We start from the raw sequence: 14,410 nt of genomic DNA, 5'->3' as shown, positions 1-14,410 counted from the left end.
ACGGCGCTTACGCTTAAGAAACCGTTGACGGCTGCCCGTCATCCCGCGCCGAGGAACGCGGCAGCGCTCGCAGGCATTTTCGCTGCGCTGCAGGACGGCGAACCCGCGCTCGTCCACAGAAAATGGCAAAATCGTGAAGACAGCGCGTTGCAGGAGACCCGAGGGACTCAGATAGTAAATCGGATGTTGCAGTCGGCGTCGGTCAGCTTCGCCGTGGTCCTGCCAGTATTGAGTTATCCGATGTTGTCAGGTTCATTAGCGTCCGCTGGTCTGGAGTCGAAACGTCGACGCGGCCTCCCTTTGCCCAAGGGCATGCTGTCTATGCAGACCTTCACGCCCGACTCGTCGATGGTGTCCGACGTGCTGCCCTCGCCGAACTACGGCGAGCGCAACAAAGCGCGCCGTCCGGACATGATCGTCCTGCACTACACCGGCATGCCCGATGTCGAAGGCGCGCTGACCCGGCTGTGCAAGGCAGGCACCGAAGTCTCGGCGCATTACGTCGTGCTCGAAGACGGCCGGATCCTGCAATGCGTCCCGGAATCCAAGCGCGCCTGGCACGCCGGCGTCGCCTCCTGGGCCGGCGAGGAAGACATCAACTCCTGCTCGATCGGCATCGAGATCATCAATCGCGGCCACGATTGGGGCTATCCGGATTATCCGCTGCGCCAGATCGCGGCGGTGATCGCGCTGTGCCGCGGCATCATCCTGCGCCGCGATGTGCCGCCGCACCGCGTCGTCGGCCACTCCGACGTGGCGCCGGCGCGCAAGAAGGATCCGGGCGAGAAATTTCCGTGGCGGTCGCTCGCCGCCTCCGGCGTCGGCCTGTGGGTCGAGCCGGCGCGGATTGTGCCGGGGCCGGCGCTGAAGCAAGGCACCGAAGGCGAGGAAGTGCGGCTGATGCAGCAGGCGCTGGCCGACTATGGCTACCGCGTCCCGGTCAACGGCAGCTACGACCACGCCACCACCGACGTGGTCACCGCGTTCCAGCGTCACTTCCGCCCGGAAAAGGTCGACGGCATCGCCGACGCTTCGACGCTGGCGACGCTGCATGCGCTGCTCGACCGGTTGCCGGTCGAGGCCCGCGCTGTCGCCGCACTCGGCTGAGCGCTTCTTCCACACCACTTGCGGCTTGACGATCGCGGCCCGAGCCCGCATGGCTTGCCGCGTCAGTCGGCCGGACGGCCGCTCCGGCAAGCGCCGAAAGGCCGCCGGGGAGGAAAGTCCGGGCTCCATCGACATACGGTGCCGGATAACGTCCGGCGGGGGCGACCCCAGGGAAAGTGCCACAGAGAACGAACCGCCCGCCCACGCCCCTTCGGGGCTTCGGCGCGACAAGCTCTCGAGCCTGCCGCGCCATAGCAGCGCAAGCTGCGACGGCGGGTAAGGGTGAAAAGGTGCGGTAAGAGCGCACCGCGTCGCCGGCAACGGAGACGGCATGGTAAACCCCACCGGGAGCAAAACCGAATAGGGACGGCATCGCGGATAGTTCGCTGCTCGCAGCGATAACTCCGCAGGGCGATGTCAGGCTCGCCGTCCGGGTAGGTTGCTCGAGGCGCTGTGCAAACAGCGTCCCAGAGGAATGGCCGTCGCGTATCGCCTCCGCAAGGAAGCGGTGCCCTCCAGAACCCGGCTTACAGGCCGGCTGATACTTCTATGAATGAAGGGCTCGGCGGAAACGTCGGGCCCTTCGCCATTTCGCAAGGTCACAAGAGCGTATCGATCAGGTCGCGAAGCTGCCTCTCATCACCAAGAAAGCTCGAGATCATCGCGGCCATGACGGCCGTCGGGTCCATTCGCTTGACGTGCAGCGGGTGTCCGGAGGCTTCGGCAAGATGGATGAAGAACGCGAGCTGAGTCCGTCCATTTCCCTCTCTGAACGGATGGATAGAGTTCAGCTCGGCAAGAAAGTGAGCTGCGGAAGCGGCGAAGTCTCGTTGTGAGCAATGGCGAAAGTAGTCATCCGCCTGCAGACGTGAAAACAGCCGAACCATCTGCGGCTCAATGTACTCCGGATAGCAGAAAGCACTGCCACCCTTACCGATACGCACTGTCCGGTAAAGCCCGGCCCAATCGTAAACGTCCTGGAATAAATGCCGATGAAGGGCGCAGTAGTGCGCAACATCGAACGCCCCAGACGGAACCGGCTGCTCCGCCCGCACTGCAGTCACTTCGGCTTCATAACGATCCAGAGTGGATTGGTCGCGAATATCGAGCAGATTCCTCAGAACCGTCGTGCCCGGATAGCAATACGGATCGGAGACCGCATCGTACATGCTAACCCTTGCGGTAAACGTCCTTGATCCGCTCGATCCGCTGTTCCGCAGAAAGCCCGAGACGCTTGGCCTCGTCGGCGCGGCGCTTCATCTCGTCAGAGAGGACGATGCCCTCGACAGCGCTGATCTTTTCGAAGCGCTCGGCGCCAATAAGGAATTCCTGCTGCGCCGTTTGCTCCCGGGGACGATTATCTTCCGACATTTGATCAGCTTATCACACAGCGCCGAGAGCGTCACGGGTCAGAGCGCCTCAATGCCCTCCGCCGCCGCCAGGCCCGGCCATCGGGTTGGCCGGCTTGGCGAGCAGGAACACCAGCGTGGTCAGACCGAGGTAGAACACCGTCAGCAGGAAGAAGGCGTCGCCGTAGCTCATCACCACGGCTTGGCGGTGGACGATGGCGGTGAGCTGTTTCAGCGCCATCATCGAGGCATCGCCCATGCCCTGGAAGCGCTGGGTGAAGGTGTTGAGCAGCTCGACCGCCTGGGCGTTGCCCCAGTTCACCTTGTCGTGCAGCCGCGAGATGTGCAGGTCGGTGCGGCTGTCGAGGATGGTGTTGATCAGCGCCAGCCCGAGCGCGCCGCCGAGGTTGCGGGTCAGGTTGAACAGGCCGGAGGCGTTCTTGACCCGGTGCGGCGGCAGCGTGCCGAGCGCGATGTTGTTGACCGGCACCATTGCCATCATCATGCCGACGCCGCGGAAGATCTGCGGCCACAGCAGCTCGTAGAAATCGAAGTCGCGCGTGATCCAGGTCATTTGCCAGGTGCCGCCGGCGAACAGGATCAGGCCGATGGCGATCAGGATCCGCATGTCGACCAGCGCCATCAGCCGGCCGACGAGTGGCGCGGTGCAGAACATCGCGATGCCGGAGACGAACATCGTCTCGCCGATCATCAGCGCGCTGTAGCCGCGCACTTCGGCGAGATAGCGCGGGTAGATGTAGGTCAGGCCGTACAGCCCGATGCCGACGCAGAACTGGAACATGCAGCCGATCGCGAAATTGCGGTCGGTGAAGGCGCGGATGTCGACGATCGGCTCGCGCGCAGTCAGCACCCGCCAGAAGAACGCCACCGCCGAGACCGCGCAGACGATCGCGAAGATGAAGATCGACTCGTCGTTGAACCAGTCGTTGCGCGGGCCCTCTTCCAGCACATATTCGAGCGAGCCGAGAAAGCCGGCCATAAAGCCGAGGCCCCACCAGTCGAAATGATCGAGCAGCTCGTAATGCGGCTCGTCGAAATCGACCAGCGCCAGCACGCCGATGGTGATGCCGATGCCGGGCACGATGTTGATGAAGAACAGCCAGTGCCACGACATCAGGTCGGTGATGTAGCCGCCGACCGTCGGGCCGATGGTCGGCGCCAACGTGGCGACGAGACCAATGATCGGACCGACCATGTTGAACTTTGAGCGCGGAAACACCGTGTAGGCCGAGGCGAACACGGTCGGGATCATGCCGGCGCCGAGGAAGCCCTGGATCGCACGCCACACAATCATCTCGGCGATCGACGAGGTGAAGCCGCACATCAGGCTGGCGAAGGTGAAGCCGGCGGCCGAGATCGCGAACAGATTCCGGGTGCCGAGCGCGCGCGACAGAAAGCCGGACAGCGGGATCGCGATCACTTCGGCGATCAGATACGCGGTCTGCACCCACGAGACTTCGGATGAAGACGCCGACAGACCGGCCTGGATTTCGGACAGCGATGCCGAGACGATCTGGATGTCCAGGATCGACATGAACATCCCGAACACCATGATCAGAAACGCGATCAGTCGCGTCGCCGGGACGTGTTCGGATGGCTCGGCGGGCGCCGCGATCGGTGTATCTGCCGTGGTTGTCGCGGACATTGCTACGTTCTCAGCGCCCGACCTGAGCGGCCGTCAATAATCGAAGAATTTCCGTCATTGCGCGCGAAGCAAAGCAATCCAGGACTCGGTGCACGGGGCTGGATGGCTTGGTCGCTTTGCTCCTCGCAATGAGGCTGACAGAAAGGAATTACTTGGCGTCGCCGGTCCGGGTATCGACGTCGACATAGACCGACATGCCGGCGCGCAGCAGGCCTTCGCGCGCGACGTCGGCGGGGACGCGGATCCGCACCGGAACGCGCTGCACGATCTTGGTGAAGTTGCCGGTGGCGTTGTCGGGCGGCAGCAGGGTGAACACCTGCCCGGCCGCGGGCGCCAGGCTGTCAACGGTGCCTTCAATCTTGCGGCTGGAGAACGCGTCGACCGAGATGTCGACCTTCTGGCCGGGCTTCAGCCGGCGCAGCTGGGTCTCCTTGAAGTTGGCATCGATATAAACGCCGTCGAGCGGCACGATGTTGGCCAGCCGCTGGCCGGCGTTGATGTAGTCGCCGACATTGACCAGGCGGTTGGAGAACACGCCGGTCACCGGCGCGCGCACATTGGTGAAAGCGAGATCGCGCTCGGCCTTCGCCAGCGCGCTCTGCAGCTCGGTGAGCTGGGCGCGGGCTTCGGTCTGCTGCGCCTTGGTGACTTCGACATTGTCGCGGGCCGCGTCGTAGGCCGCCTTCGCGGCCAGCACCGAAGCGGCGCTCTGGTCGCGGCTCGCCTGCGAGGTCTCGAACACCGCACGCGAGGCGAAGCCCTTCGTGCTCAGCGCCTGCTGGCGATCGAAATCGAGATCAGCGCGCTTGGCGGCGGCTTCGGCGGAGGCGAGCTGCGCCTGGGCCTGCTCCACTGCGCTCTGCTGCGCGGCGACCTGACGGCCGATCCGGGCGATGGTGGCTTCCTGGGTGGCGATCTTGGCGCGCGCGGAGTCCACCGCGATCTTGTAATCGCCGTCGTCGATCCGGAACACGACGTCGCCGGCCTTCACTTCGGAATTGTCGCGCGGCAGGATCGCGGCGATGTGGCCCGACACCCGAGCGCCGAGCGTAGTGTTATTGGCGCGAACATAGGCGTCGTCGGTGCCGACCATGAAGCGGCCGACCAGCATGTACTGTGTGCCGAAGTAGCCGAGCGCGGCCAGCGCCGCGACGCCGACACCGATCAGCACGAACTTCTTCTTGCTCGGCGGCTTGGCGGCGGTGCCCGGACGCGCGGCCGGCGCCACTGGCTCCGACTCCGCTTCGGGCTCCGGCGGATCGGCGAGCTTCAGCGTCGAGGGATCTTCCAGCAGCGAGCGCAGCGCCTCGGCCTGCGACGGCGCACCGTGTGGCGCAGCCGGATGCGCGGGCGTGCCGGCGGCCGCTACCGCCTCCCCGTTCTCCAGCTCGGAGCGCAGCACGCGGGCAGCTTGGTCGCGTCCGGACATCGGGTTCTCCTGAACTCAGCTCGCACGACAAATGGACCTGCCGGACTGGTACCCCTAGCAGGTCATTCAGATCTACCATTGACCGAACGGTTCGGTCAACTTACCTTCACGGCATCAGGGTAGCAGGTGTGCGTTTCTACCTTAGTTCCACCCTTCGTGATTTTGCAGGACAGGCTGAACCAATGGTTGCAATCCCATCGGCGGCGGCGATTCACAGCGACGAGGACAGCGCCAAGCGGCGCCAGATCCTCGACGGTGCCCGCGCGGTGTTCCTGGAGTTCGGCTTCGACGGCGCCAGCATGGGCGAGATCGCCCGCGCCGCGGGCGTATCGAAGGGCACGCTGTACGTCTATTTCGCCGACAAGAACTCGCTGTTCTGCGAGATCGTCGAACAGGAGAGCCTGGCGCAAGGTATGCTGTCGTTCGAGTTCGCGGCCGACAGAGATATCGAGGCGACGCTGCGCGCGTTCGGTAACGCCTATATCGCGCTGATATGCAATCCCCGCGGCGCATCGGCGATCCGCACCGTGATGGCAATCGCCGAGCGGATGCCGGAAATCGGCCGGCGCTACTACGAGCGGGTGATCGCCAACACCATCGGCCGGTTCGGGCGCTATCTGCAGGCCCAGGTCGCGGCCGGCGCGCTCCAGATCGACAACTGCGAACTCGCCGCCGCGCAATTCATGCAGGCCTGCCAGGCGACGCTGTTTCTGCCGTTCATCTTCCAGACCTCGGAGCCGCCCTCGCCGGCGCGGATTGCGGGCGTGGTCGACAGCGCCACCGCGATGTTCCTCGCCGCCTATCGCGCGCCAAAAGTTAGCGGCCCGAACTAACTGCCGTTCGACTAATCGTCCTCGGCGTCGTCGCGATCGACCTTGTGACGCGAGGCATTGCGGCCGATCGAGCCGGTGACGCCGCTCCAACCCGGGCCCGGCGACGCGCTGCCTGCGTAAGGATTACGCTGCTGCAGCCGCTGCGCGATCACTTCGCCGGACACCGCGGCCGGCTTGCAGATCGTGCGCTGGCTACGCCGGCGCATCAGATCGACGTGAATATGATCGTAGTGATAGACGTTCGAGCCCGGCGCCAGCACCGTGGTGAACATCTGGCACGCCGAATTCTGCACGTCGTGCAGGAATGCCTGCTCCTCCGGCAATCCGCGCCAGCCGCCCTTCACGGTGATGCGGCGACCGTCGGCCAGCACGAAAGCGGCGATATCGAGCGCGTTGCCGAATGCGTGCTCGGAGATGTGGGCATTCGGATTGCCGTTCATGCCGCGGCACGAATACGCCGAGATCTGCTTGATCTCGACCACGCGCACGCCGAACCAGCGCATCGCCGAGGGCTGCACCGACTCCGCCAGCCAGCGATCGAGCGCCGACACGATCGGGCACGCCAGCGTCGCGGTCGGCTTGATCGCGACCGGCCCGACCGATCCGGTGATGCCGCCCTGCTGACCCGGTCCCAGCCGCGGCAATGGCCGCTCCGCTTCGCCGGGATAACTGCCCTGCGGCGCCGCGCCGCGCGGATAGCCGGTAACGTTCTCGGCCGGCGGACGCTCGGCCGACGGCTCGCCTTCCGGCGGCAGTTCGATATCGTCCTGAGCCGGCACCACGCCCGGCGCGTTCAGCGACACCGGCGCTTTGCCGTAGCCGCCTTGCGGCGCGCCGTAGCCGGCCTGCGGCTGCGCGCCGTAGTTCGGGGCGCGCGCCGGCGGCTCGGCATAGCCACGTTGAGGTGTCGCGTAGTTCGGCTGTGGCTGGCCGCCCGGCCAGCGCGGCTGGCCTTGATTGCCGCCACCGATCGCACCCGGCGGGCGCAGATCGTCGGCGAAACCGATCGCGCCGGTTTCACCGAGCGCCGCCACCTTCAGCGGAAACTCGGCACCGCACACACCAGGGCCTGAGATCGGATCGATCCGGACCAGATCCGGTCCTTCGCGGACCACGCCGGATTTCAAGCACGCGATCTCGGCCTCGGCCCGCCACGGTTCGCGCTCAGCGGTCTGAAACAGACCGCGACCGCAACCCGCAAGAGAGACAAGGACGAAGGAGCCGACGAGATACAAACGAACTCCGCGCGTCATGCGCGCACAGTCCACCAATCTGATTAAAGAGAATTGAACGGTATTGGGCGAGGATTTCTTAACCATAAGAGGCGCGCGGAACGCAGTGTCCCGCAGCGCCTCACTGTCGCCGTTGTCGCCTGATCAGGCGGCGCGGACTTCGCGCAGGAAGGTGTCGACCTGGGTCTTCAGCGCCTCGCCGCTGCGCGACAATTCCGACGCGGACTCGACCACTTGCCCCGCCGCAACGCCGGTCTCGCGCGCGGCTTCATTGACGCCCGAAATGTTGCTTGAGACTTCCGTGGTGGAGCGCGCGGACTCGGCAACGTTGTGGGCGATCTCGCGCGTCGCCGCGCTCTGCTCGCGCACCGCGCTGGCGATCGCGGTGGCGATCTCGTTGATCTGCGCCACCGTGCCGGTGATGCCTTCGATCGCCTGCACCGACGACTGCGTCGCCTGCTGGATCGAGTTGATCTGCGTGGTGATCTCCTCGGTCGCCTTCGAGGTCTGCTCGGCCAGCGCCTTCACCTCGGCGGCGACCACCGCGAAGCCGCGGCCGGCATCGCCGGCACGCGCCGCTTCGATGGTGGCGTTGAGCGCCAGCAGATTGGTCTGCGAAGCGATGTCGCTGATCAGTGTCACCACCTCGCCGATCTTCTGCGCGGCCTCGGCGAGACTGCGCACCTCTTCATTGGTGCGGCCGGCCTGCGTGGCCGCCTCGCCGGCGACCCGCGCCGATTGATCGACCCGATTGCCGATTTCGGTGATCGAGGCATCGAGCTCTTCCACGGCAGCGGCGACCGCCTGCGCATTCGAGGTCGCCTGCTGCGAGGCTGCGGTCGCGGCCACCAGCCGGCGCTCGGATTCCCGCGCGGTGCCGACCATCGAGTCCGCGGTGCCGCGCAGTTCGGTCGCGGCCGAACCGACCAGTTCGACCACGCTGCCGACGCCGGTTTCGAACCGCGCCGCCAGCTCATGCATTGCCTGTCGTCGCTCGCTTTCGTGGGCAACCCGCTGCTCGTCCTGCGCGGCGCGTAGCCGGCCGGTTTCGATCAGCCCCTCTTTGAACACTTCGACCGCCTTGGCCATCGAGCCGATCTCGTCGCTCCGCCCCCGGCCTGGCACCTCGACATCGTGACGGCCGCTGCTGATCTCGCGCATCGCATTGCCCAGCGCCTGGATCGGCTTGGCCATGCTGCGGCCGAGCCACACGGCAATCGCGGCAGCAACCAGCACGGCAGCAATCGCCGCGAAGGCCAGCCACTGCATCGATTGCCGTTCCAGCGCCGCATAGGCGCTGGCATCGCGCATGATCATCAGCACCGCGACCGGCTCGCCGGAGAACCGCTTGAGCGGGCCGAAAGTCGTGGCGATCGCCTTGCCGTCGGCTTCGCCCTTTTCGATCACCAGGTCTCCGCCGAACGCACGGCGCAGCGTCGCAAGATCGGTGACAGGATTGGCAACGCTGGACGCGATCACGTTGGTCTTGTCGCCGCTCAGCTGCAGGATCGCGACGTCGACGCCGAACCGCGCCTTCATCCGCTCGACAAACGCCTTGCCGAACGGCGCACCGATATCGACGGTGCCGATTACTTTGCCGTCCTCGACCATCGGGGTGGTGCCGAACACGGTGAGATTGTCGAGCCCCGGCTCGATGCCACCGACTGCCTTGCCGGTGGTCATCGCTTGCACCACCATGGCGCGCCGCGTCGACACGTCGTCACCGAAGGTCTTGGGATTGTGGATCCGCATCAGCGTCGTCGCCGGCGGCACCTGGATCGTGTACAGCGACAGCCCGCGCAGTGTGGTCAGGTCGCGGCCTTCCTTGAGCAGCTTCATCAGCCCGTCGCGGTCGCTCGCCTTGGTGAGCTCACGCAGCGGCGGCAGCGCCGCCAGCACGTCGCTCAGCGCCAGCGTAGTTCGGGTCTCGGCCTCGGTCGCCGCGGTGATGTTGGCAAAATCGGCGCGCAGCTCGCGCTCCAGGGCGACGTCGATCGTCGCTTTCTGGCGCCACACGCTGAAGCCGGCGAGCACGACACAGGAGCCGATCGCCACCAGCGTGATGGCCACGATCATCCGGGCCGATATCGATTTGAGCATTCCGCGGTCCCTTTTCTAGGTGCGCGCGGTCAGACCGCCGCAGTCCACACCTACCCGCAAGGGAACAAGAAGCGGTTAATGCCTACCTACCTCGTAGGATTACCAGTTCGAACCGGCCCGGTAAGGTTGACTGGTTAGGTTAAAACCGCAATCGCGTTGACCACGCGCGCGCGCCTGGTCAACTAACCGCATGATCAAGGACGACGATTACGAACTCGACGATTCAGGCAACCGCGTGCTGATTGGGCTGACGGCGGAGGAGACTGCCGAGTATTTTCGCCTCGAGGAAATCATCAGCAAGAGCATGCCGCTGCCCCAGGTCACCCGGGACGAGTGGTACCGGCCCGAAGATCGCCGCTGGCTCGAGCTCTACGAGAAACACGAATCCGCCCGCCGGCCGTTCCTCAAGAGCAGCAAGACCATGCATTGAGGCGCGTTCCGAGGCCGACCACCCTCACCGGAGCGATCACCACGCGTAGCGCAGCAGTCCCCTGCCGGCGTAGCTGCGGGTGACGTCGGAGAACTCGCCTTCGAAGCTGGCGGCGACCGAGAAGCCGCTCAGCCAGCTCACTTCCGCCGACACCGTGGTCAGCGCCGCATCCCGCGCCGGCCGCGCGCCGTTCACCACGAAGCCGGCGCCGGGCAGCGCCTGGAAGGTTGCTGTCACCGACCGATCGACATCGAAGTCGTGCGCCCAAGCGGCGCGGCCTCGCAGCGTCAGCAGCGCGCTATCGAGCGCGAACGACTTGTCGGTCCGCAGGCCGAACTCGCTGCGCGTCGCGGTGACGGTCTTGGCCGCATAGCCGAGCGCGAATACACCGGTTCCGCCCGCCGCCTGCTCGGCATAGGCCGGCAGATCGAAGGCGGTGACCTGGGCCGCAGCGTACGGCGTCAGACCAAGCCCCCCGATCGCCGGGGCGATCCAGCGATGTCCGGCTTCAACCCGCGCGGAGTAAGCGTTGGCGTTGAAGTTGGCGCGCAGTTGATTGAGGCCACCGATCGCGACGGTCCGCTCGGTGGTGATGTCCTGCCAGCCGTATGCCGCCGCGGCGGTGAGATAGCTCGCACCGAAACTGTGGCGGATGAAGCCGCCGACCTGGATCAGGTCGGACGTGCCCGAACCGAGGCCGCCCGCCAGGCTGAACTGCGTGGCGCCGCCGGCCATCGCAAAACCCGCGACGGTCTCTGGCGACAGCCAGTAATCGGCGCCGGCCGCGATGCCGGCAAGCCGGCTGGTTGCGGTGGCGGAGCCGAGCGAAGCATTGCCGTCGGTGGTTTGCGCGCCGCCGAAGCCGGCCCCCCACACACTCCAATGCGGCACGAACGGCGCCGCAGCGCTCTTGGTGATCATCGCGTAGGCGTCGGACGCCGAGCCGCGCACGGAGCGATCAGCATACGCCAGCGGACCTGATGCAGCATCCCGGGCGCTGCGGCCGTTGCTCGACGGATCGGTCAGCACGCCCAGGAACTGGGTCATGGCACTGAACGTCGACTGCTGCGCGCCGGTCGCCGTTTCGCCGGAGGCGATGCTGAGCCCGGCCGGCGTCAGCGCGCCGAACACGATCGGGATGCTGCCGCTGCGCGCGAAGTAAGTGCTCAGTGCGTTGGCGACCTGGCTCTGGTTGCCGGTGAGGCCGCCGTTGACTCCCGACGACGGGCCCGATGGGCCGGACGTATAGTCGAGCACAAGGTTGAGATAGGCATTGTTGGCGTCGTAGCCGAGGCTCGATCTGAAGCCGGACGGCAGATTGGTATTGACCAGCGTGCCGAAGGTGCCGACCACACCGCCGGTCGCATTGACGATTGTGTATTGCCGCTCGACATAGCCGCCGCTGGCGAAAGACGCGTTCACGGTGGCGCCGCCGAGCGTCGCCGTGCCCGAGACGTTGACGCGGTCGGCGCTGGTCGGCGACACCTCGACCATGTAGCTCGATTCCGCCGTGAAGGTCAGGTTGCCGCTGACATTCAGCGTGCCGATCGAATTGCCCGGCGCCAGCGCACCGCCGTTGATCAACGTGGTGCCGACCGTGCCGTTGCCGCCGAGTGCTGCGCCGGCATTCACCGTCGTCAGCGATGACGACGCGATCGAGCCGTTGACGCTGAGCGTGCCGGCCTCGACCGTGGTGGCGCCGGTGTAGCTGCTGACGCCGGTCAGCGACAGGTTGCCGGCGCCACGCTTGATCAGATTGCCGCCACCCGAGATCGCGCCGCCGAAGCTGGTCGCGTCGGAACGATTGAAGGCGAGCGTGGCGTTGTTGATGACATCGCCGAGGATCGATCCCGACGTGCCGCCGTCGCCGATCTGCAATGTGCCTCTGGAGACGGTGGTGCCCCCGGTGTAAGTATTGGTTCCGGTCACCGTGAAAACGCCACTGCCGGCGCTGCCACCGAAGCTGATCAGATTGCCGGTGCCGGAAATAGCGCCACTGAACGTATGGGCGTCGGAACGCGCGAATTCCAGCGTCCCGTTGTTGACGACATCGCCGACGATCGAGCCGGTAGTGCCGCCAGTGCCGATCTGCAAATAACCGCCGCTGATCGTCGTGCCGCCCGTGTAGGTGTTGTTCCCGCCCAGCAGCATCGAGTTGTTGCCGAGCTTGGTGACGCTGCCAGTGCCGGAGATCACACCGTTGAAGCCGATCGAATCGAACCGATTGAACTCCAGCACACCGTTGTTGACGACGTCGCCCACGATCGAACCGCCGGTGGCACCGTTGCCGACCCGCAGCGTGCCGGCCGAGATCGTCGTGCCGCCGGTGTAGGTGTTGTCGCCGAGCAGCGCCAGAATGGCGCCACCGAGCTTGATCAATTGCCCGGTGCCGGAGATCGCGCCGCCGAGGCTGGTGCTGTTGCCGCGATTGACGGTGAGCGTCGCATTGTTGGTGATGTCGCCGGTGATCGAGCCGCTGATGCCGCCATTGCCGAGCTGCAGCGTTCCGTCCGAGATCGTGGTGCCGCCGGTGTAGAAACTGTCACCGGTCAGGGTCAGCGTTCCGGTCCCGGTCTTGCCCAGTGCGAATTTTGCACCGTTATCGACAAACGTGCCGGAGAATTCCGTCGAGGTGTTCAGGCTGCCGATGGTTAGAGCCTGGACTGGAACTCCGCCCACCGCCGTCGCCTGCACGATTCCGCTGCCGGACAGCGATCCGATCGAGATCGCCCCCGTGGTGGTCCGCAGCGCCAAATTCCCGCCGTTACTGACGACTTCCGCCGTCCCGCCCGACGATGTCTGGCTGAAGAGCAGTGTCCCGCCGGTATTCGTTATCTTGACGTCTGCGGCGGTGCTGCTGCCCCGAAAATCGATCTGACCGCCCGAACCGAGGATCAGCTGCTGCGCGTTGCCGGAATTGTTCACGATGCCGGCGCCGTTGAAATTGAGCTGAGCGCCGGACAGAACCCCGATGAGGAAGCCGGGCGCTCCGGCTTCGAACGTGAAACCGTCGGGGTTGCGCGTGGTGCTGCCGGACAGCACCAGCGACGTCGACGCGCCGTTGTTGCGGAACACCGCGGTGTCGTTGGAGTCCGGAACGATAGCCGGTCCACTCCAGTTCGATGCCGTATTGTACAACTGATCGGCGCCGACCCAGACCTGCTGAGCCGTCGCGGGCATGGCCACCGCCACCAACGCAGTCGAACCGAGAAGCGACGAAAGCAGCAGCCGTCTTCGTGCGTGACGTGCCCGGCCTACGACGCTCGACCTCAGCCCCTCACCAATACCCCGAACCTGCACGCAACTGCCCCGTCACCTCTCAGGTCATTGGCGACCTGATTCAGGAAACAGCCTAAAGGTTCAGGATTGGGATGCAAATAGGAACCATTATCGGAACCCAAAATCGGCGATCAGACTGGTCGCCGCCGCGAGCGCGTGATAGCGCTCCGGCAAACAACAGCGGGGAGATGGAACGCGATGATCGAGGCGGTGATCTGGGATTTCGGCGGGGTGCTCACGAGCTCGCCGTTCGAGGCATTTGCGCGGTTCGAGACCGAGCGCGGGCTGCCGATCGACATCATCCGCCGCACCAACGCCGCCAATCATTTCGAGAATGCCTGGGCCAAATTCGAGCGCGCGGAAATCGATCTCGACACCTTCGACGAGCTGTTCGCTGAAGAATCCCGCGCGCTCGGCGCCGAGGTCCGCGGCCGCGACGTGTTGCCGCTGCTGTCCGGCACGCTGCGGCCCGAGATGGTCGCGGCGCTGCGCACCATCAAGCAGAACCACAAGACCGGCTGCATCACCAACAATCTGCCGGCCAACGCGATCGGTTCGAGCTCGGGGCGGACGCTGTACGTCGCCGAGGTGATGGCGCTGTTCGATCACGTGATCGAATCCGCCAAAATCGGCCTGCGCAAGCCGGATCCGAAGATCTATCAGATGATGATCGAAGCGCTCGGCGTCGATCCAAAGGCTTGCGTCTATCTCGACGACCTCGGCGTCAATCTGAAGCCGGCGCGCGAGATGGGAATGGCGACCATCAAGGTCGTCAGCGCCGAACAGGCGATTGCGGAACTCGAAGACGCGACCGGGCTGAATCTGCGCAGCGCCTGAGCGCCAATCCCCTCGCCCCTAGCCGGCGGTCGCGGCTCCCGGCCGCCGCCGCTCATCGGCCGCGATCCGGCGTCCGCGTAGTTTCCCGAGCAGCGCGGGGGCGCGGCTACGCCTCTACTCATACGAGAGTGATTGGAGTGATTCGTCT

Annotated in this window: 11 protein-coding genes and 1 other RNA gene; 5 read left to right on the top strand and 7 right to left on the bottom strand. The window is 65.5% G+C overall.

The window, feature by feature from the left end; genetic code table 11:
- The first annotated feature begins 240 nt into the window (after positions 1-240).
- Positions 241-1,107 (top strand): N-acetylmuramoyl-L-alanine amidase, encoded by an 867-nt coding sequence (locus DY467_RS09365; protein ID WP_107357572.1) that lies wholly within the window; start codon positions 241-243, stop codon positions 1,105-1,107.
- Between the two features lie 62 nt (positions 1,108-1,169).
- Positions 1,170-1,653, top strand: an RNA gene (gene rnpB / locus DY467_RS09360) — RNase P RNA component class A.
- A 53-nt stretch (positions 1,654-1,706) separates the two neighbouring features.
- Here the strand turns inward: rnpB and DY467_RS09355 are convergent.
- The 4 genes from DY467_RS09355 to DY467_RS09340 form a co-directional block, all read right to left on the bottom strand.
- Positions 1,707-2,276, bottom strand: a complete 570-nt coding sequence (locus DY467_RS09355) for a Fic/DOC family protein (protein WP_164635540.1) — start codon at positions 2,274-2,276, stop codon at positions 1,707-1,709.
- 1 nt (position 2,277) lies between these two features.
- Positions 2,278-2,478, bottom strand: coding sequence for a hypothetical protein (locus DY467_RS09350; protein ID WP_164635538.1), 201 nt, complete (start codon positions 2,476-2,478; stop codon positions 2,278-2,280).
- A gap of 48 nt (positions 2,479-2,526) precedes the next feature.
- A complete protein-coding gene (locus DY467_RS09345; protein ID WP_107345314.1) occupies positions 2,527-4,122 on the bottom strand; it encodes a DHA2 family efflux MFS transporter permease subunit in 1,596 nt (531 codons plus the stop codon).
- A 148-nt stretch (positions 4,123-4,270) separates the two neighbouring features.
- Positions 4,271-5,551, bottom strand: a complete 1,281-nt coding sequence (locus tag DY467_RS09340; RefSeq protein WP_164635536.1) for an HlyD family secretion protein — start codon at positions 5,549-5,551, stop codon at positions 4,271-4,273.
- Between the two features lie 182 nt (positions 5,552-5,733).
- On the opposite strand from DY467_RS09340, the gene DY467_RS09335 reads away from it, so the two are divergent.
- Positions 5,734-6,384, top strand: coding sequence for a TetR/AcrR family transcriptional regulator (locus tag DY467_RS09335; protein ID WP_164635534.1), 651 nt, complete (start codon positions 5,734-5,736; stop codon positions 6,382-6,384).
- An 11-nt stretch (positions 6,385-6,395) separates the two neighbouring features.
- Here DY467_RS09335 and DY467_RS09330 read toward each other — a convergent pair whose 3' ends face one another.
- Both DY467_RS09330 and DY467_RS09325 read right to left on the bottom strand, forming a co-directional pair.
- Positions 6,396-7,637, bottom strand: a complete 1,242-nt coding sequence (locus tag DY467_RS09330; protein ID WP_164635532.1) for an extensin-like domain-containing protein — start codon at positions 7,635-7,637, stop codon at positions 6,396-6,398.
- 123 nt (positions 7,638-7,760) lie between these two features.
- Positions 7,761-9,716, bottom strand: coding sequence for a methyl-accepting chemotaxis protein (locus tag DY467_RS09325; protein ID WP_164635530.1), 1,956 nt, complete (start codon positions 9,714-9,716; stop codon positions 7,761-7,763).
- Positions 9,717-9,906: 190 nt separating this feature from the next.
- On the opposite strand from DY467_RS09325, the gene DY467_RS09320 reads away from it, so the two are divergent.
- Positions 9,907-10,146, top strand: coding sequence for a hypothetical protein (locus tag DY467_RS09320; protein ID WP_107345319.1), 240 nt, complete (start codon positions 9,907-9,909; stop codon positions 10,144-10,146).
- 36 nt (positions 10,147-10,182) lie between these two features.
- Here the strand turns inward: DY467_RS09320 and DY467_RS09315 are convergent, their stop codons facing one another.
- Entirely contained in the window at positions 10,183-13,446 is a 3,264-nt protein-coding gene (locus DY467_RS09315; protein ID WP_164635528.1) for an autotransporter domain-containing protein, read from the bottom strand.
- Between the two features lie 177 nt (positions 13,447-13,623).
- On the opposite strand from DY467_RS09315, the gene DY467_RS09310 reads away from it, so the two are divergent.
- Positions 13,624-14,262, top strand: coding sequence for an HAD-IA family hydrolase (locus DY467_RS09310; protein WP_107345321.1), 639 nt, complete (start codon positions 13,624-13,626; stop codon positions 14,260-14,262).
- Positions 14,263-14,410: the final 148 nt, after the last annotated feature.

The organism is Rhodopseudomonas sp. BR0G17 (assembly GCF_010907025.1).
Lineage (GTDB): Bacteria > Pseudomonadota > Alphaproteobacteria > Rhizobiales > Xanthobacteraceae > Rhodopseudomonas > Rhodopseudomonas palustris_H.
This window is presented reverse-complemented; position numbering and strand designations above follow the sequence as displayed.